Annotated in this window: 17 protein-coding genes; 14 read left to right on the top strand and 3 right to left on the bottom strand. The window is 70.0% G+C overall.

All coding sequences use genetic code 11. The features are described 5' to 3' along the window. Window positions 1-85 precede the first annotated feature (85 nt). The 5 genes from ABD331_RS40355 to rfbD all read left to right on the top strand — a co-directional run bounded on the left by ABD331_RS40355 (window position 86) and on the right by rfbD (window position 5,100). Window positions 86-436 carry a hypothetical protein gene (locus tag ABD331_RS40355; protein WP_148433120.1) on the top strand — a complete coding sequence of 117 codons (351 nt, stop codon included), beginning with the start codon at window positions 86-88 and terminating at the stop codon, window positions 434-436. A 339-nt stretch (window positions 437-775) separates the two neighbouring features. Next, window positions 776-2,230, top strand: a complete 1,455-nt coding sequence (locus tag ABD331_RS40350) for a sugar transferase (protein ID WP_344487421.1) — start codon at window positions 776-778, stop codon at window positions 2,228-2,230. Window positions 2,231-2,232: 2 nt separating this feature from the next. Then, entirely contained in the window at window positions 2,233-3,300 is a 1,068-nt protein-coding gene (locus ABD331_RS40345; protein ID WP_344487419.1) for a glucose-1-phosphate thymidylyltransferase, read from the top strand. Next, window positions 3,297-4,223, top strand: a complete 927-nt coding sequence (gene rfbB, locus ABD331_RS40340; protein WP_344487417.1) for a dTDP-glucose 4,6-dehydratase — start codon at window positions 3,297-3,299, stop codon at window positions 4,221-4,223. Before ABD331_RS40345 ends, rfbB begins: the two co-directional genes overlap by 4 nt. A gap of 25 nt (window positions 4,224-4,248) precedes the next feature. Continuing rightward, window positions 4,249-5,100 (top strand): dTDP-4-dehydrorhamnose reductase, encoded by an 852-nt coding sequence (gene rfbD / locus ABD331_RS40335; protein ID WP_344487415.1) that lies wholly within the window; start codon window positions 4,249-4,251, stop codon window positions 5,098-5,100. Window positions 5,101-5,165: 65 nt separating this feature from the next. Here the strand turns inward: rfbD and ABD331_RS40330 are convergent, their stop codons facing one another. Continuing rightward, window positions 5,166-5,747 carry a dTDP-4-dehydrorhamnose 3,5-epimerase family protein gene (locus ABD331_RS40330; protein ID WP_344487413.1) on the bottom strand — a complete coding sequence of 194 codons (582 nt, stop codon included), beginning with the start codon at window positions 5,745-5,747 and terminating at the stop codon, window positions 5,166-5,168. 59 nt (window positions 5,748-5,806) lie between these two features. Between ABD331_RS40330 and ABD331_RS40325 the strand changes: the two genes are divergently transcribed. From ABD331_RS40325 to ABD331_RS40285, 9 genes are all read left to right on the top strand, one after another. Continuing rightward, window positions 5,807-7,009 (top strand): class I SAM-dependent methyltransferase, encoded by a 1,203-nt coding sequence (locus ABD331_RS40325; RefSeq protein ID WP_344487676.1) that lies wholly within the window; start codon window positions 5,807-5,809, stop codon window positions 7,007-7,009. After that, window positions 7,006-7,782, top strand: a complete 777-nt coding sequence (locus ABD331_RS40320; protein WP_344487411.1) for a sugar phosphate nucleotidyltransferase — start codon at window positions 7,006-7,008, stop codon at window positions 7,780-7,782. Before ABD331_RS40325 ends, ABD331_RS40320 begins: the two co-directional genes overlap by 4 nt. Beyond that, window positions 7,779-8,429 (top strand): PIG-L deacetylase family protein, encoded by a 651-nt coding sequence (locus tag ABD331_RS40315; RefSeq protein WP_262379301.1) that lies wholly within the window; start codon window positions 7,779-7,781, stop codon window positions 8,427-8,429. Before ABD331_RS40320 ends, ABD331_RS40315 begins: the two co-directional genes overlap by 4 nt. Window positions 8,430-8,434: 5 nt before the next feature. Further along, entirely contained in the window at window positions 8,435-9,454 is a 1,020-nt protein-coding gene (locus tag ABD331_RS40310) for an NAD-dependent epimerase/dehydratase family protein (protein ID WP_344487407.1), read from the top strand. Further along, on the top strand, window positions 9,451-10,722 hold the full coding sequence (locus ABD331_RS40305) for a DUF4910 domain-containing protein (RefSeq protein ID WP_344487405.1): 1,272 nt from the start codon (window positions 9,451-9,453) through the stop codon (window positions 10,720-10,722). The genes ABD331_RS40310 and ABD331_RS40305 overlap by 4 nt, the downstream gene beginning before the upstream one ends. After that, entirely contained in the window at window positions 10,719-11,672 is a 954-nt protein-coding gene (locus tag ABD331_RS40300) for a hypothetical protein (protein ID WP_344487403.1), read from the top strand. Before ABD331_RS40305 ends, ABD331_RS40300 begins: the two co-directional genes overlap by 4 nt. Then, entirely contained in the window at window positions 11,669-13,117 is a 1,449-nt protein-coding gene (locus ABD331_RS40295; RefSeq protein ID WP_344487401.1) for an oligosaccharide flippase family protein, read from the top strand. The genes ABD331_RS40300 and ABD331_RS40295 overlap by 4 nt, the downstream gene beginning before the upstream one ends. Then, complete coding sequence (locus ABD331_RS40290) at window positions 13,104-13,979, top strand: glycosyltransferase family 2 protein (protein WP_344487399.1); 876 nt, start codon at window positions 13,104-13,106, stop codon at window positions 13,977-13,979. The genes ABD331_RS40295 and ABD331_RS40290 overlap by 14 nt, the downstream gene beginning before the upstream one ends. A gap of 109 nt (window positions 13,980-14,088) precedes the next feature. Then, complete coding sequence (locus ABD331_RS40285; protein WP_344487397.1) at window positions 14,089-14,970, top strand: hypothetical protein; 882 nt, start codon at window positions 14,089-14,091, stop codon at window positions 14,968-14,970. Here ABD331_RS40285 and ABD331_RS40280 read toward each other — a convergent pair. Both ABD331_RS40280 and ABD331_RS40275 read right to left on the bottom strand, forming a co-directional pair. Then, a complete protein-coding gene (locus ABD331_RS40280; protein WP_344487394.1) occupies window positions 14,949-15,821 on the bottom strand; it encodes a DUF6492 family protein in 873 nt (290 codons plus the stop codon). The two genes, ABD331_RS40285 and ABD331_RS40280, sit on opposite strands and share 22 nt — an antisense overlap. Then, the gene (locus tag ABD331_RS40275) at window positions 15,818-16,702 is read right to left on the bottom strand and encodes a DUF6492 family protein (protein WP_344487392.1); all 885 of its coding nucleotides are present in this window, start codon (window positions 16,700-16,702) and stop codon (window positions 15,818-15,820) included. Before ABD331_RS40275 ends, ABD331_RS40280 begins: the two co-directional genes overlap by 4 nt. Window positions 16,703-16,719: the final 17 nt, after the last annotated feature.

The following is a 16,719-nucleotide window of genomic DNA, read 5'->3' as shown; positions in this document are numbered from 1 at the left end:
TGTGGGGCGGTGGCTCGGCAGTACATCGGCACCTTTGAGTGCGAACCCTTGCGGGACCGGCCCGTAACTCGCAAGAATCGCGGCCATGCACGGCAATCCGATGCCGGACTCCTACGTGTATGTCACGGAAGAGGGCGTCACTCGTCACTATGCGGACGGTAGCGTCGAGGCCCTCGCCTGGGAGGACGTGGTGGAGGTCCGTGTCGTCACGGAATCCGGGGAAGACGTCCTATATATCCTGCTCGATCGCGACGGCGAGGGCTGTGTCGTGCCGCGTTCGGCCACGGATGCCACGTTTCTCGCCCGCCTGCGTTATCTGCCGGATTTCGACCTCGACCGGCTGACGCTGGCGGCCGACTCCGCGCACGACGGCGTCGTGGTGGTGTGGCGCAGCCCCGACCCGCCTTCGGCGCTGCCGGACCTTGAGTACGACTAGCCGCGCCTGGAGTACGACTAGCCGGACCTGAAGCAGAGGACTGGCTGTCGGATCGCGAGTACGCGACTAACCGCTTCACCATTCGGCAACCTGCCGAAATACCGCAGTAAATCTCACATTCCCTTCGTCAACTGCTGCCACTTGTGGACCGTTCCGTCAAGCCCCCGGGCGGTTCGACAATCGTCCGATTGTGGACATTTGCCGGTATTCCTCATGCTGGAAAGGATCTTTACTCTTTAGTGGGGGCCGCCGCCCTTGATTGTGCGTGGGACTTGTCAACCCATGTGGTTCAAGGAACGTCCAGTTATCGCGGTGCACAGAGTTGTCAGGGTGGTAGCTATGAGGGTGGGGACTGGGGAGTCCGCTGTCGTGCTCCTCGAGGCCGTACCGCGCCGCGCGTCGAGCATCTGGACGCGTGCGTACCTACGGCTCCTGTTATCCGGAGACACGATGTGCGCGCTGCTCGCATGCGTATGCGTGCTGGGCATCCGGCTGATCGCCGGCGCGTACATCCCGCTGGCCGAGTTCCTGCTGGGATTCGGCCTCGTCGTCGCCTGGCCCATCGCGCTGTGGATGGGGGGCGCGTACCGCCAGCGCGCCAACGGCGAGGGAACGGAGGAGTTCAAGGCCGTGCTCAACGGTGGCATAGGACTGATGGCAGCCGTCGCCATCATGGCCTACGCCACGCAGACCGCCATCGCCCGCAGTTTCGTGATGGCGATGCTGCCGCTGGCTCTGCTGGCGGTGCTCTACTACCGCTACCGCATGCGAAAACGACTACACCGGCGCAGAGCGGTGGGCGACTACATGCGCCAGGTGATCGCCGTCGGGCACCGGGAGTCGATACTCGACCTCGTCATGCAGTTCAGGCGCCAGCCGTACCACGGAATGCGGGTGGTGGGAGCCTGCCTTCCCGGCAACGCCATGGACGTCGACCTCGACGGCATCCCGGTGCTGGGCTCGTTCGGCGACGTGGCCATGGTGGTCGAGCGCGAGCGGGCCGACGCGGTGGCCGTGCTGGCCTGCCCCGAGCTGGACGGCGCGGCGCTGCGCCGGCTGGCGTGGAGCCTGGAGACCGCGCGCACCGACCTGTTCGTGGCGCCCGCGCTCCTGGACGTGGCGGGGCCGCGCATCAGCATCAGGCCGGTCGCGGGCATGCCGTTGCTGCACGTGGAGCACCCCGAGTTCGACGGCATGCGGCAGTTCGTGAAGACCGTCTTCGACCGCCTGGTGGCCGGGCTCGCCCTGCTGGGGCTGGCGCTGCCGCTGCTGGGGATCGCGCTGCTGATTCGGCTGAGCAGCCGGGGACCGGCGTTCTTCTACCAGACAAGAGTCGGCAAAGGCGGCAGTGAGTTCCGTCTGGTGAAATTTCGGACCATGGTGGTCGATGCCGAACGACTCAAGGGCGCACTGCTCGAATCAAACGAGTTCGACGGGGTGCTCTTCAAGATTAGGAACGATCCAAGGATCACCAGGGTAGGCGCTTTCCTGCGGAAATACTCGCTCGACGAGCTCCCCCAGCTGCTGAACGTCCTGCGCGGCGAGATGTCCCTCGTCGGCCCGCGCCCGCCGCTGCCGGAGGAGGTCGCCGAGTACGGCACCGACGTCCGGCGCCGCCTGGTGGTCAAACCGGGCATGACCGGCCTGTGGCAGGTCAGCGGGCGCTCCGACCTGACGTGGGAGGAGTCCGTACGCCTGGACCTGCGGTACGTGGAGAACTGGTCGCTCATCCTCGACCTGCAGATCCTGTGGAAGACCTGGTCCGTCGTCACCCGTGGAGAAGGGGCGTACTAGCGGTGAAGGCACTCGTGCTCGCCGGAGGGTCGGGCACCCGGTTGCGTCCCATCACGCACACCTCGGCCAAGCAACTGGTCCCCGTCGCCAACAAGCCGGTGCTGTTCTACGGCTTGGAGGCCATCGCACAGGCGGGGGTCCAGGAGCTCGGCCTGGTGGTGGGGGACACGCACGCGGAGATCGAGGCGGCCGTGGGCGACGGCTCGGCGTTCGGGCTGCAGGTGACGTACCTGCGCCAGCAGGCGCCGCTCGGGCTGGCCCACGGCGTGCTGATCGCCCGCGACTACCTGGGTGACGACGACTTCGTCATGTACCTGGGCGACAACTTCGTGGTGGGCGGCATCAGCGGCCTGGTCGACCGGTTCGCCAGGGAACGGCCAGCCGCCCAGATCATGCTGACCAGGGTCGGCGACCCGCGCCAGTTCGGCGTGGCCGAGCTGGACGCGGGAGGCCGCGTGATCGGGCTGGAGGAGAAACCCGAGCGGCCCAAGAGCGACCTTGCGCTGGTCGGCGTGTACCTGTTCAGCCCGGCCATCCACGCGGCGGTCGCGGAGCTGAAACCGTCGTGGCGGGGTGAGCTGGAGATCACCGACGCGATCCAGTGGCTGATCGAGTCGGGGCAGCGCGTCGAGTCCTCGGTGATCTCCGGTTACTGGAAGGACACCGGCAACGTCACCGACATGCTGGAGGTCAACCGGCTCGTGCTGGAGTCGGTCGAGCCCAGGACCGACGGGCGGGTGGACGCGGCCAGCGAGCTGATCGGCCGCGTCGCGATCGAGCCGGGCGCGGTCGTCGAACGCTCGCGCGTGGTCGGCCCGGCGATCATCGGCTCGGGCGCCCGCATCCAGGACAGCTACGTCGGCCCGTACACCTCGATCGGCGCCTCCTGCACCGTCACCGGCAGCGAGATCGAGTACTCGATCGTGCTGCCCCGGGCCTCCATCGCCGGCGTGGGCCGCATCGAGTCGTCGCTGATCGGCCACGACGTCGAGGTCACCTCGGCACCCAACACGCCCAAAGCCCACCGTCTCGTACTGGGCGATCACAGCAAGGTACAGATCAGTTCATGACCAGAATCCTGGTGACGGGTGGTGCGGGATTCATCGGCTCCCACTTCGTCCGGAACCTCCATGACGGGTACGTGACCGTCCTCGACAAGCTGACCTACGCCGGCAACCGCGCCAACCTGGACGGGACGCGGCACGAGTTCGTGCACGGGGACATCTGCGACGCCGAGCTGCTCGCGCGGGTCGTCCCCGGTCACGACCTGGTGGTCAACTTCGCCGCCGAGTCCCACGTGGACCGGTCGATCGCGGGCGCCGCCGAGTTCATGCGCAGCAACGCGCTGGGCACCCAGACGCTGCTGCAGGCGTGCCTGGACGCCGGGGTGCCGAAAGTGGTGCAGGTCTCGACCGACGAGGTGTACGGCTCGATCGACATCGGCTCGTGGGACGAGTCGGCGCCGGTCCGGCCGCGCTCGCCGTACGCGGCGTCGAAGGCGAGCGGCGACCTGATCGCCCGCGCCTACGCGATCACGTACGGGCTGAACGTGTCGATCACCCGCTGCGGCAACAACTACGGGCCCCGGCAGTACCCGGAGAAGCTCATCCCGCTGTTCGTCACCAACCTGCTGCGCGGCAGGAAGGTGCCGCTCTACGGGGACGGCGGCAACGTGCGCGACTGGATCCACGTCGAGGACCACTGCGCGGGCATCCGTCTGGTCGCCGAGAAGGGCGAGCCGGGCGAGATCTACCACATCGCGGGCACGGCCGAGCTGACCAACAAGGAGCTCACCACGCGCCTGCTCGAAGCCTGCGGCAGGGACTGGGACAGCGTCGTGTACGTGGCCGATCGCAAGGGCCACGACCGCAGGTACTCGCTGGACGACTCGAAGCTGCGGGCGCTCGGCTACCGGCCGGAGGTGCCGTTCGACCAGGGGCTCAAGGACACCGTCCGCTGGTACGCCGCGCATCGTGACTGGTGGAGTCGTTGATCACCCACTTAGGCCGGGAGGCCGCATGAGGTGGCTCATCACGGGGGCGGGCGGCATGCTGGCCGCCGACGTCCTCGACAGGACCGCGCTGACGGGCGAGCCGGTGCTCGCGCTCGGCCGGGCCGAGCTGGACGTGTGCGACAGGCGGGCGGTGCACGACTTCGTCGCCGCCTACCGGCCCAGGGCCGTGCTGAACTGCGCGGCCTGGACCGCCGTGGACGACGCCGAGGCGCACGAGACGGAGGCGCTGGCGGTCAACGGGCACGCGCCGCGCTGGCTGGCCGAGGCGTGCGACCGCGTCGGGGCGCGGCTGGTGCACGTCTCCACCGACTACGTCTTCGACGGGGCGGCGGGCCCGCCCCACACCGAGGACGCGCCGACCGGGCCGGTGAACGCCTACGGGCGCACCAAGCTGGCGGGCGAGCAGGCGGTGCTGGAGCACGGCCACTACGTGGTGCGCACCGCCTGGCTGTACGGCGCGCACGGCGCGAACTTCGCCACCACCATGATCAGGCTGGCGGGGGAGCGGCCGACGCTCGACGTGGTGGACGACCAGCACGGCCAGCCCACCTGGAGCGCTGACCTGGCCGACTACCTCGTCCGGCTGGCGCAGTCGGATCTGCCGCCCGGGGTCTACCACGGGACGAGCGCGGGTGAGACGACCTGGTGCGGGTTCGCCAGGGAGATCTTCACGCTGCTCGGCGAGGATCCTGAGCGGGTGCGGCCGGTGCCGACCTCGGCGTTCCCGCGCCCGGCCCGGCGGCCGGTCAACAGCGTGCTGGCGCACACCCGGTGGGAGCCGATCCGGCACTGGCGCACGGCGCTGCACGCGGCGTGGCCCGTCCTGGCGAGGAGCCGCCAATGCAGCGTCGCGTGAAGCAGCGTCCTGGCGAGGAGCCGCCCATGCGGTGTCGCGTACAGCAGCGTTCTGGCGAGGAGCCGTCAGCGCCGCGTCTCGTAGAACTCCTGGCACGCCTGGTAGTCGGGCAGCAGTCCGGCCCTCAGCGCCTCGTCCAGGGTGGGCGCCTTGGCGTCCTTCTCCGACAGCACGGGCTCGACGTCGGCCGGCCAGCCGATCCCGAGTGCCGGATCGAGCGGATGCACCCCGTGCTCACGAGCCGGCGCGTACGGCTCGGAGCACAGGTACATCACGGTGGCCCGTTCGGTGAGCGCCATGAACCCGTGCCCGAGCCCCTCGGCGACCAGCACGGCGCTCCTGGTCACGTCGTCCAGGACCACGCTCTGCGACCGGCCGAAGGTGGGCGAGCCGGTGCGCAGGTCGACGACGACGTCCATGACGCTGCCGGACAGGCACATCACGTACTTGGCCTGTCCTGGTGGCACGTCGGCGAAGTGCACGCCGCGCAGCACGCCGCGGGCCGAGACGGAGCAGTTGACCTGCGCCAGGTCGAAGCGCCGGCCGGGCAGGTCGGCGGCGCGGAAGGCCTCGTAGAACGAGCCGCGGGGATCGGAGTGGACAGGCGGCGTGTGGCGCCAGACGCCATCGATGCCGAGGGGATCCATGGGCTGACAGTAACGAGATCACCGGCCTTCGCGAAATATCAATCTCTTGGAGCGTGCGAATGATGACTTGCCGGTTATGCGGTTCGGGCGATCTCACCGGCGTGGTGGACCTGGGGGCGACGCCGCCCTGCGAGCGGATCCTCACGGCCGGGCAGCTCGACGAGCCCGAGGTGACCTACCCGCTGCACCTGCGCGTGTGCACGTCGTGCTGGCTCGCGCAGATCCCGCCGTTGATCACTCCGGAGGAGACGTTCACGGACTACGCCTACTTCTCCTCCTACTCGGCCTCCTGGGTGGAGCACGCCCGCGCGTTCGTGGCGGAGCTCGACCTGCGGCCGGGGTCGTTCGTGGTGGAGGTGGCCAGCAACGACGGCTACCTGCTGCGGCACGTGGTGGAGCGCGGGGTGCGCTGCCTGGGCATCGAGCCGTCGGTGAACGTCGGCCAGGCCGCCAGGGAGCGCGGCGTGCCCACGGTGACGGCGTTCCTGACGCCGCAGAGCGCGCAGGCGGTCGTGGCGGAGCACGGCAAGGCCGACTACGTGGTGGCCAACAACGTCTACGCGCACATCCCCGACGTGATCGGCTTCACGCAGGGGCTGCGCACGCTGGTCGCCGACCACGGGCGGGTCTCGATCGAGGTGCAGCACCTGCTGACGCTGATGCAGCTCAACCAGTACGACACGATCTACCACGAGCACTTCCAGTACTACACGGTCGCCTCCGCGCAGCGGGCGCTGGCGAGCGGCGGGCTGACGCTGGTGGACGTGGAGCTGCTGACCACGCACGGCGGCTCGATCCGGCTCTGGGCGGCGCCGTCCGGCGTCCCGTCGCAGCGGGTGTCGGACGTGCTGGCGATGGAGAAGGCGGCCGGGCTGCACGAGCTCTCCGGCTACATCGACTTCACGGAGCGGGTCGCCAAGGTCCGCCGCGACCTGCTGAGCTTCCTGGTCAACGCCGTCGAGGAGGGCAGCACGGTGGTCGGGTACGGGGCGCCGGGCAAGGGCAACACGCTGCTCAACCACTGTGGTGTGCGGCCCGACCTGCTGCCGTACACGGTGGATCGCAACCCGTACAAGCACGGCAAGTTCACCCCCGGCGCGCGGATCCCGATCTTCGCGCCCGAGCGCATCGCCGCCGACAAGCCGGACTACGTGCTGGTGCTGCCGTGGAACCTGCGCGACGAGCTGATCGACCAGCTCTCCTACATCCGCGACTGGGGCGGCCGGTTGGTCTTCCCCATTCCTGCCTTGGAGGTCGTGTGAAGGTCGTCCTGTTCTGCGGGGGTTACGGCACCCGCATGCGTACGGGCGCCGCCGGCGACGCCCCGAAGCCCATGCAGCTCGTCGGCCCCAGGCCGCTGATCTGGCATGTCATGCGCTACTACGCGCACTTCGGGCACAAGGAGTTCGTGCTCTGCCTCGGCTACGGGGCCGAGCAGATCAAGGACTTCTTCCTGCGGTACGAGGAGACCGCGTCCAACGACTTCGTGCTGCGCGGCGGCGACGTCGAACTGCTGGCCACCGACATCTCCGACTGGACGATCTCGTTCATCCACACCGGCGTCGAGTCGTCGATCGGGGAGCGGCTGCGCCGGGTGCGCGACCACCTCCAGGGTGAGGAGATGTTCCTGGCGAACTACGCGGACGTGCTCACGGACGCGCCGCTGCCGGAGATCATCGGCAGGTTCGAGAAGTCGGACGCCGGCGGCGCGCTGATGGCCGTGCCGCCGCCGGGGACCTTCCACTGCGTAGAGATCGCCGAGGACGGCCTGGTCGGCCAGATCACCGCCGTCACCGAGATGCCGCTGTGGGTGAACGGGGGATATTTCGTCTTACGTCAGGAGATCTTCGATCACATTCCGGAGAACGGCGACCTCCTCGTGGACGGCTGCAAGGAGCTGGCCAAACGCGGGCGGCTGATGGCCTACCCCTACCGCGGCTACTGGCGGCCCACCGACACCGTCAACCAGCGCATGGACCTCGATCGGGCCTACTCCCGCGGCGACCGCCCCTGGGCCCTGTGGGAGCGCGTGTGAACCGGCTCTACCCCAGCAGCCTGAGCCGCGTCGCCCTGCTCGCCGCGCACTGCGACGACCTGGCGATCGGCGCGGGCGGCGCCCTCCTGGTGATGTGCACCGCGCACCCGGGCCTCCAGGTGGACGCGCTGGTGCTGTCAGGCGGCGGGACCGTGCGCGAGGAGGAGGAGCGCAACGCGCTGGCCGCCTTCTGCCCGGGCGCGGACCTGCGGGTGACCGTGGCCAAGGTGCCCGACGGCCGGCTGCCCGCGCACTGGGACGAGGCCAAGAACGCGGTCGAGGAGCTGCGGATGCGTACCGAGCCCGACCTGATCCTGGCGCCGCAGGCCGGAGACGCGCACCAGGACCACCGGGGGCTGGCGCGGATGGTGCCCACCGCGTTCCGCGACCACCTCACGCTCGGCTACGAGATCCTCAAGTGGGACGGCGACCTCGGCCGGCCCAACGCGTACCAGCCGCTCGACCTGGCGCTGGCCGAGCGCAAGGTCTCCCTGCTCTGGGAGCACTACCCCTCCCAGCGGCACCGCCCCTGGTTCGACAGGGAGGCGTTCCTCGGGCTGGCCAGGATCCGCGGCATCGAGTGTCACGCACGCTACGCGGAGGCCTTCTACCTGCACAAACTCGCTCTAGATCTAGCTGGAGGCTGATCGACATGCGTGTCTTGCTCACGGGGCACCAGGGCTATCTGGGCACGGTCATGGCACCCGTGCTCGCCGAGGCCGGCCACGAGGTGGTGGGCCTGGACTCGGGGCTGTTCGCCGAGTGCGTGCTCGGCCCGATGCCGGACGACCCGCCGGGGCACCGGGTGGACCTGCGCGACGTGCCGGCGAGCCTGCTCGAAGGCTTCGACGCGGTGATCCACCTGGCCGCGCTCTCCAACGACCCGCTCGGCGCGCTCGCGCCCGAGCTGACCTACGACATCAACCACCACGCCTCCGTACGGCTGGCCAGGCTGGCCAGGGAGGCGGGCGTGCGCCGCTTCCTGTACGCCTCCACCTGCTCGGTCTACGGCGCGTCGGGCGGTGACGACCTGCTCGACGAGGACGCCCCGCTGCGGCCCGTCACCCCGTACGCCGAGTCGAAGGTGCGCGTCGAGGACGAGCTGGTCGAGCTGGCCGGCGACGGCTTCACCCCGGTGTTCCTGCGCAACGCGACCGCGTTCGGGTTCTCGCCCCGGCTGCGGGCCGACATCGTGCTGAACAACCTGGTCGGCCACGCCCACCTGACCGGCCAGGTCCGCGTGCTGTCGGACGGCACCCCGTGGCGGCCCCTGGTGCACGTGGCCGACATCGCCGACGCGTTCCTGGCCGCGCTGACCGCGCCGCGCGAGGCCGTGCACGCCAGGGCGTTCAACGTGGGCGGCGAGCTGAACAACCTGACCGTGGCCGAGATCGCCGAGCACGTGGTGGAGGCGGTGCCCGGCTCGGAGCTGCTGATCACCGGCGAGACTGGCGCCGACCCGCGCTCCTACCGGGTCTCCTTCTCGCGCATCCGCGAGGCGCTGCCCGGCTACCACGCCCGCTGGACGGTGAAGGCGGGCGCCGTCGAGCTGGCCGACGCCTACCGCTACCACGGCCTGACCGGCGAGGACTTCCGCCAGCGCTTCACCCGGCTGGCGTGGCTGGCCGACCGCCGCACCGCAGGGACCGTCTCCGAGGAGTTGCGCACGTGACCGGGGAGGAGATGCACGCCCTGGTGGAGCGGCTCTACCCGCTGTGCCGCTCCATCACGGGCGACGGCGTGCGCGCCACGCTGGACGTCGTCGGCGAGCTGCTGGACCTGGCGGTGCACGAGGTGCCGACCGGGACCCAGGTGCTCGACTGGACGATCCCCAGGGAGTGGAACATCCGCGACGCCTGGATCAAGAACCCGGCGGACGAGCGGGTGGTGGACTTCCGGCGCTCGAACCTGCACGTCGTGGGCTACAGCGTGCCGGTCTCGGCGACCATGACGTTGGACGAGCTTCGGCCGCACCTGCACACGCTGCCGGAGCAGCCGGGCCTGGTGCCCTACCGGACCTCGTACTACGCCGAGACGTGGGGGTTCTGCCTGAGCCACGACACGCTCGGCGCGATGGGCGAGGGGCCGTTCGAGGTGGTGATCGACTCGACGCTGGCCGACGGGCACCTGACGTACGCCGAGCACGTCGTGCCGGGCAGCAGCGAGGACGAGGTGCTCATCTCGTGCCACGTCTGCCACCCGTCGCTGGCCAACGACAACCTGGCCGGCGTCGCGGTGGCCACGGCGCTGGCCCGCAGGCTCAAGGAGCCGCGCCACACCTACCGGTTCGTGTTCGCGCCGGGCACGATCGGCGCGATCACCTGGCTGGCGCGCAACCGCGAGCGCACCGGGCGGATCAAGCACGGGCTCACGCTGGCGTGCGCCGGTGACCGGGGCGCGCTGACGTACAAGCGCAGCAGGCGCGGCGACGCGCCCATCGACCGGGCGATGGCGATCGTGCTGCGCGACAAGCCGCACACGATCGTGGATTTCTCCCCGTACGGGTACGACGAGCGGCAGTACTGCTCGCCGGGCTTCGACCTGCCGGTCGGCAGCCTGACCAGGACCCCGTACGCGGGCTACCCCGAGTACCACACCTCGGGAGACGACCTGGGCTTCGTCTCCCCGCAGGCCATGGCCGACACACTGGAGACGCTGTGGTCGGCGGTGGAGGTGCTGGAGCACGACGGCCGTTACCAGAACCTGAGCCCGTACGGCGAGCCGCAGCTCGGCAGGCGCGGCCTGTACGGAACTCTCGGTGGCCGGAGTGACACGAAACAAGCGCAAATGGCGATGTTATGGGTGTTGAACCTGTCGGACGGTGAGCACAGCCTGCTGGACGTGGCCGGCCGATCGGGCCTGCCCTTCAGCGCGGTCGCCGAGGCGGGCGCCGCCCTGGAGGGCGCGGGTCTGCTCAAAGGGGTGGGAGAGGGCGCATGAACCTGCGGGTGGGGGACCTCGTCGAGGTGCGGAGCGCGGCGGAGATCCTGGCCACACTGGATGAGCGGGGCGAGCTGGAGAGCCTGCCGTTCATGCCGGAGATGCTGGCCTACTGCGGCCGGCGGCTGACCGTGCACAAGGTCGCGCACAAGCTGTGCGACACCATCAGCCGCAGCGGAATGCGGCGGATGGACAGCGCGGTGCACCTGACCGGCGCGCGGTGCGACGGCGGCGGGCACGGCGGCTGCCAGACGGCCTGCTCGCTCTACTGGAAGGAGGCCTGGCTCAAACGGGTCGAGCCCGGCGAGCCGCCGGCCCGCCAGATCCCGGAGGAGCGGTTACTCAAGCTGCTCGACGCCAACACCCGCAAGGGCCCCGACGGCTACTCCTGCCAGGCCACCGAGCTGCTGCGGGCCGCGCCGACCTGCCTGCCGTTCCGCGACCTGGGCCAGTACGTCACGGACGTGCGCAGCGGCAACGTGGGCGTCGGCCAGAGCGTGCGCACCTTCCTGGTCGGATTGTTCAACCGCTTCCAGGGCGTCAGCAGGAAGGTGCTGCCGCGCCGCCTGTGGATCAAGCGCGGGCTGCGCTGGGGCTTCATCGAGGGCAGGGCAGGCAAGAAGACGCCGACGGCCACGCTGGACCTCAAGCCGGGCGAGCTGGTCAGGATCAAGTCCAAGGAGGAGATCCTCGACACGCTCAACGACGACCTGCTCAACCGCGGGATGGGCTTCGAGGAGGAGATGGCCCGCTACTGCGGCAGGACCGCGCGCGTACGGGCCAGGGTCGATCGCTGCCTGGATGAGAAGACCGGGCGGATGCTGACCATGAAGAGCCCGTGCATCATCCTCGACGACCTCGTCTGCGAAGGCGTCTACAACGCCAACTGCCCGCGCGAGTTCGTGCCGTTCTGGCGGGAGATCTGGCTGGAGAGGGTCGAGACTTCGTGAGTGAGGTCGGCGACATCGGCCGCAAGGCCGGTCGCGGACTGCGCTGGAGCCTGCTGGGCAACCTGGTGATGAAGGCGGGCTCGTTCGTGATGAGCCTCATCCTGGCCAGGCTGCTGGTGCCGGAGGACTTCGGCGTGTTCGCGATCGCGCTGGCGGCCACCCAGTTCGTCATCTACATCAACGACGCCGGGGTGATCGCGGCGACCGTGCAGTGGCGGGGCAGGCTGGAGGAGATCGCGCCCACGGCGACCGTCGTCGCCATCCTGTCGAGCTTCGCCTTGTACGCGCTGTTCTGGGTGATCGCGCCGTTCTACGCGCGGCTGGCCGGGAGCGAGGACGCCACCTGGGTGATCCGCATCCTGATGGCCACCAACGTCGTCTACGGGCTGACCGCGGTGCGCAGCGCCGCGCTCATGCGCCGGTTCGAGCAGGACAAGCTGGCCTGGGCCAACCTCGCGGGGTTCGTCGTCAACGCCTCCGTCTCCATCACCCTGGCCGCGAACGCCGCCGGGGCCTACAGCTTCGCCTGGGGGCAGCTCGCCGGCGGCGTGGTCACGGGCGTGCTGGTGGTGCTGCTGGCGCGGATCAGGATCCGGCTCGGCTTCGAGCGCGCGCAGGCCGCGCGGCTGCTGCGCTTCGGCCTGCCGCTGTGCGTCAGCCTCGGCATCGAGGGCCTGCTGCTCAACGTGGACTCGGTCATCGTCGGCGACGTGCTCGGCCCCGTCTGGCTCGGCTTCTACCTGCTCGCCTTCAACATCTCGAGCTGGGTGCCGGGCCTGATCGGCACCGCCATCCGCTACGTCGCGCTGCCCAGCTTCTCGCGCCTGGCCGAGGAGGGCGGCCAGGCCATGCGGGAGGGCGTGCGGCAGGCCGTCCCGCTGCTGGCCGGCATGGTGCTGCCGATCGCGGTGCTGATGGGCACGCTCGCCCCCTCGGTCGTGGAGTTCCTGTACGGCGCCAACTGGCTGCCCGCCGCCCAGGTGCTGCGCTTCCTGGCGGTCGTGATGGCGGTGCGCATGCTGACGCTGCTCATCACCGACATCCTGGCCGCGCTCGGCAGGACGAAGGCCACCATGTGGGTGAACCTCTGCTGGGCCGTCGCGCTGATCCCGGCGCTGCTGGTGGGCGCCCGCTACGACGGCATCCAGGGCGCCGCCGTGGCGCACGCGATCGTCGCCGTCGTGGTGGCGCTGCCGCTGCTGGGCGTGGCCCTGCACCGCTCCGGCGTGTCCGTGGGGCTGGTCGGTGCCGGGCTGGCCAGGCCGCTGCTCGGCGCGGCGGCGGCGGGCCTGGTCATGGCCGGGCTCGCCAGGGTGATCGACGGCGCCTTCATCGAGCTCTGCGTGGCGGGCGGCGCCGGGCTGCTGCTGTTCGTGCTCATCGTGGTGCCGCGCGCGGTGCTGAAGCGACTCGTACGCCAAGGGAGGGCGCATGCACGACCGTGAGCTGGTTTCGATCGCGCTGCCGGTGCGCAACGGGGCCGATCGCCTGGAGGCCGTGGTCAGGTCGGTGCTGGCACAGGACCATCCGCACCTCGAGCTGGTCATCTCCGACAACGCCTCCACGGACGGCACCGAGGAGCTGTGCCGCGACCTGGCGGCGGACGACCCCAGGATCGTCTACCACCGGCACGCGGAGAACGTCGGCCTGCTCGGCAACTTCCAGCACGCGGCCCGCGTCTCCAAGGGCGCGTACGTGCGCTGGATCGGCGACGACGACCGGCTGGAGCCCGCTTGCGTCTCGACGGCCCTGGCCGCCTTCGCCGCGGACGAGCGGCTGATCCTGGTGACCAACCAGGTCTCCTACACCGGCTCCAGCGGCACGGTCAGCACGGTGTCGTACACGGGCACCGAGTTGGGCTCCGACGACCCTGTCGAGCGCTTCGCCGAGATGCTCAGGCTGCTCAACGAGAGCCCGTACCTGATCGACCCGCTCTACGGCCTGTTACGGCGCGGGCCCGCGACCGGCATCCAGCGGCGGAACATGCTGCGTGAGGACGAGGTGTTCGCGGCCAAGCTGGCCCTGGCGGGGCCGTGGGGGCACGTCCCCCAGGTGCTCTCGCACCGCAACTGGCGGATGGAGCGGATCGGCCGCATCGCCCGCCGCCTCGACGTGCCCGCCTGGCAGTCCCACCTGGCCAACACACTTCAGTGCAGGGAGCTGCTGCGATGGGTGCGCGACGCCGACCTGACCGAGGACCAGCGGCGGCGGGCGCGTACCGAGGTGATGCGCATGTACGCGCGGCGCCAGCGGCGCACGCTCGCCCACCGCAGCCGCAAACTGCTGGCTCTGGTCCGCCTGGTGTAACACCTCCGATGAGCAGAGCGATTTCCCGTTTGCATCGGTACAAAAGTCGACGGGGGCGGAAATAGTGCGCTTCTGGAAGACCATCCTTGGTCTGGCCCGGAAGAGGTTCGTGGGGCCGCCTGTCGCCGTCGCGGCCATCGGCTTGGCGCTGGCGGCGTACTTCCTGATGCCGAGCAGCTACGTCTCCACCGCCTCCATGGTGCTCACCGTGCCCGCCACGGGCGGCACGCTGGAGACGGAGCCGGCCAGCAAACCCGGCCTGACCAACCCGTTGCTGCAGTTCAACGACGCGTTGCGGACCACCGCCGGCATCCTGATCCTGGCCACCAACAGGGCCGACGTCTACAAGGAGGTCGGCGCGCCGGACGGCGGGCCGGTCACCGTGACGATCAACGACGGCCGTACCAACCCCGACCTGCTGAGCATCAGCACCAACGGGCCCTTCATCTACGTCGAGGTGGAGGGCGACGACCCCGCCGCCGTGCGGGAGGTCATGCGCAAGGCGCAGCAGCGGGTGCGGCTGGAGCTGGGCAGGCGGCAGACGGAGCTGGACGCGCCGATCAGCACGCACATCGGGATCATGGACGTGATGCCGCCCTCTGGCCCCAGGGCCGTGGTCAGCGACCGCCTCATGCTCGCCGGCTTCGGCGGCGTGTTCGGCCTGATCGCCGGGATCGGCGTGGCGTACGGCGTCCAGCGGGTGCGCTGGTCCCGCGCCCCCGCCGCGCAGGAGACCGTGCCCGAGCCCGAGCCGGAGGAGCCGGAGGTCTGGGCCGAGGTGGTCGCCGAGCAGCCGGGGACGGACGCCGAGGCCGGGGACAAGCTCAACGGCTCACGGCCGCACGCCCCCTCGACCGTCTCGGGCTTCCCCATGACGGTCGACGAACTGGAGACCGAGCAGACGGGACCGATCCAAGTGATCAAGGATGAACCGGCCCCGGACACCGGGAAGGGCGACGACGGCGACGGTCAGCTCGACTCGACGACCTGAGCGCACCTCTTGATGGCGGCCTGCCTGGCCGCCATCGGGGTGTGCGACTTGGCGGAGATCATCATGCCGACCGCGTCTTGCGGCAGCCGGTCGGCGAAGGCGATCGCCTGGGCCTCGTCCCACGGCTCGTGGTTGTAGCTCAGATGGCAGATCGAGGTGTTGATCGGCGGGTCGGCCTTCAGCACCTCGTCCACGAAGACGCCGTACAGGATGAACTCCGAGACGTGCAGCTGGGAGTTGAACACGTCGAGCCAGTCGCGGCCCGTCACCTGCGTGATCCGCCGCTGCATGGCCCGGACGATCTCCGGGTCCCAGAACGTCAGCGCTGTCACGTAGTCGGGCAGCGGCGGTGGCGGCGCGGCGGGCAGGCCGAGCAGGTCGCGGGCCACCTGGTGCCAGATGACGTGCCGTTTCATCTCGGCCGTCACGCCGTTCTCCAGCCGGTACAGGCACAGCCTGCCGTCCCTGCTGAAGGACTCGGCGCTGGTGGGGCGGACGAGCACGGCGTCGGAGTCCACGATGAGCATGGCGTCGGCGTCGATCAGGCCCGCCGAGGCGATCTTCACGGTCTGCTGCATCACCCAGCCGCGCAGCGGCGGCCACGGGCGGCGGTAGTTGACGTACAGGTCGGCGCCCGGCATCCGCAGGTACCTGCGGGGCAGCAGCTCCGAGCGCACCCACACGTGGCAGCGGGGCCCCTCGAACCCGGCGAACGCCGCGCGGTCGCCCGGCGGCACGAAGACGTGGTGGATGGTGTCCTCGGAGGTGTTGTCGAGGACGGATCGGTGCAACTGGGCGAACAGGTCGGCGTCTTGGGTGTAGGAGGGCGTGATGACCGCCAGCTTGCTCACGGATGACTCCCGTCGGGTCCGGTGATCTGGGAGCATCGCTCGATCGCCGCCGACCTGGCCGGCATGGGCGTCCCCGACTTGGCCGAGATCATCATTCCCACCGCGTCGGGAGGTAACAGGTCGGCGAAGGCGATGGCTCCGGCAGGGTCGAGTGGGGTGCGATCCCAGCGGCTGTGGCAGATCGCGGGGTTGACCGGAGGGGCGGCCCCGAGCACCTCGTCCACGAACACGCCGTAGACGATGAACTCCGAGACCTGGAGGTAGGAGGTGAAGGCGGACAGCCAGTCGCGCCCCGTCGCCTCGGTGATCCGCCGCTGCATCTCGCGGACGACCGCCGGATCCCAGCAGGCCAGCGAGCTGACGTAGTCGGGCAGGGGCAGCGGCGCGGACACCGGCAGGCCCAGCAGTTCGCGGGCCACCCGGTGCCAGGTGACGTGGTCGGTCATCAGCTCGTGCACGCCGTCGTCCATCCGGAACATGCACACCTGGCCGTCCTGGATGAACAGGTCGGGCACCGCCTCGCGGACCAGCACCACGTCGGAGTCGGCGACGAGCACCACCTTCGCGTCGAGCAGCGCCGTCACCGCGACCTTCACGGCCTGCTGCGCCACCCAGCCGCGCAGCGGCGGCCAGGGCCGCCTGGGATCGATCCACACGCCGGCGAGCGGCATCCGGAAGATCCGGCGGGGCAGGATCTCGGCGTAGGTCCAGATCCTGCAGCGGGGGCCCGCATATCGGGCGAACAGGCGGTGGTCGGAGTCGGGTACGACCACGTGGTGCACCGTGTCGTCGGAGGTGTGGGCGAGCACGGATCGGTGCAGGTCGGCGAAGAGCTCGGCGTCAGGGGCGTACGTGGGCGTGACGACGGCCAGTGCGCTCATGAAAGAAATCTCCGTCC

It is taken from the genome of Nonomuraea monospora (assembly GCF_039531895.1).
GTDB classification, from domain to species: domain Bacteria; phylum Actinomycetota; class Actinomycetes; order Streptosporangiales; family Streptosporangiaceae; genus Nonomuraea; species Nonomuraea monospora.
This window is presented reverse-complemented; position numbering and strand designations above follow the sequence as displayed.

Bases quoted from the DNA above. Each gene is read 5' to 3' on its own strand.
- ABD331_RS40355 (WP_148433120.1), top strand. From the start codon at position 86: ATGCACGGCAATCCGATGCCGGACTCCTACGTGTATGTCACGGAAGAG.
- ABD331_RS40350 (WP_344487421.1), top strand. From the start codon at position 776: ATGAGGGTGGGGACTGGGGAGTCCGCTGTCGTGCTCCTCGAGGCCGTA.
- rfbB (WP_344487417.1), top strand. From the start codon at position 3,297: ATGACCAGAATCCTGGTGACGGGTGGTGCGGGATTCATCGGCTCCCAC.
- rfbD (WP_344487415.1), top strand. From the start codon at position 4,249: ATGAGGTGGCTCATCACGGGGGCGGGCGGCATGCTGGCCGCCGACGTC.
- ABD331_RS40330 (WP_344487413.1), bottom strand. From the start codon at position 5,747: ATGGATCCCCTCGGCATCGATGGCGTCTGGCGCCACACGCCGCCTGTC.
- ABD331_RS40325 (WP_344487676.1), top strand. From the start codon at position 5,807: ATGATGACTTGCCGGTTATGCGGTTCGGGCGATCTCACCGGCGTGGTG.
- ABD331_RS40310 (WP_344487407.1), top strand. From the start codon at position 8,435: ATGCGTGTCTTGCTCACGGGGCACCAGGGCTATCTGGGCACGGTCATG.
- ABD331_RS40300 (WP_344487403.1), top strand. From the start codon at position 10,719: ATGAACCTGCGGGTGGGGGACCTCGTCGAGGTGCGGAGCGCGGCGGAG.
- ABD331_RS40290 (WP_344487399.1), top strand. From the start codon at position 13,104: ATGCACGACCGTGAGCTGGTTTCGATCGCGCTGCCGGTGCGCAACGGG.
- ABD331_RS40275 (WP_344487392.1), bottom strand. From the start codon at position 16,702: ATGAGCGCACTGGCCGTCGTCACGCCCACGTACGCCCCTGACGCCGAG.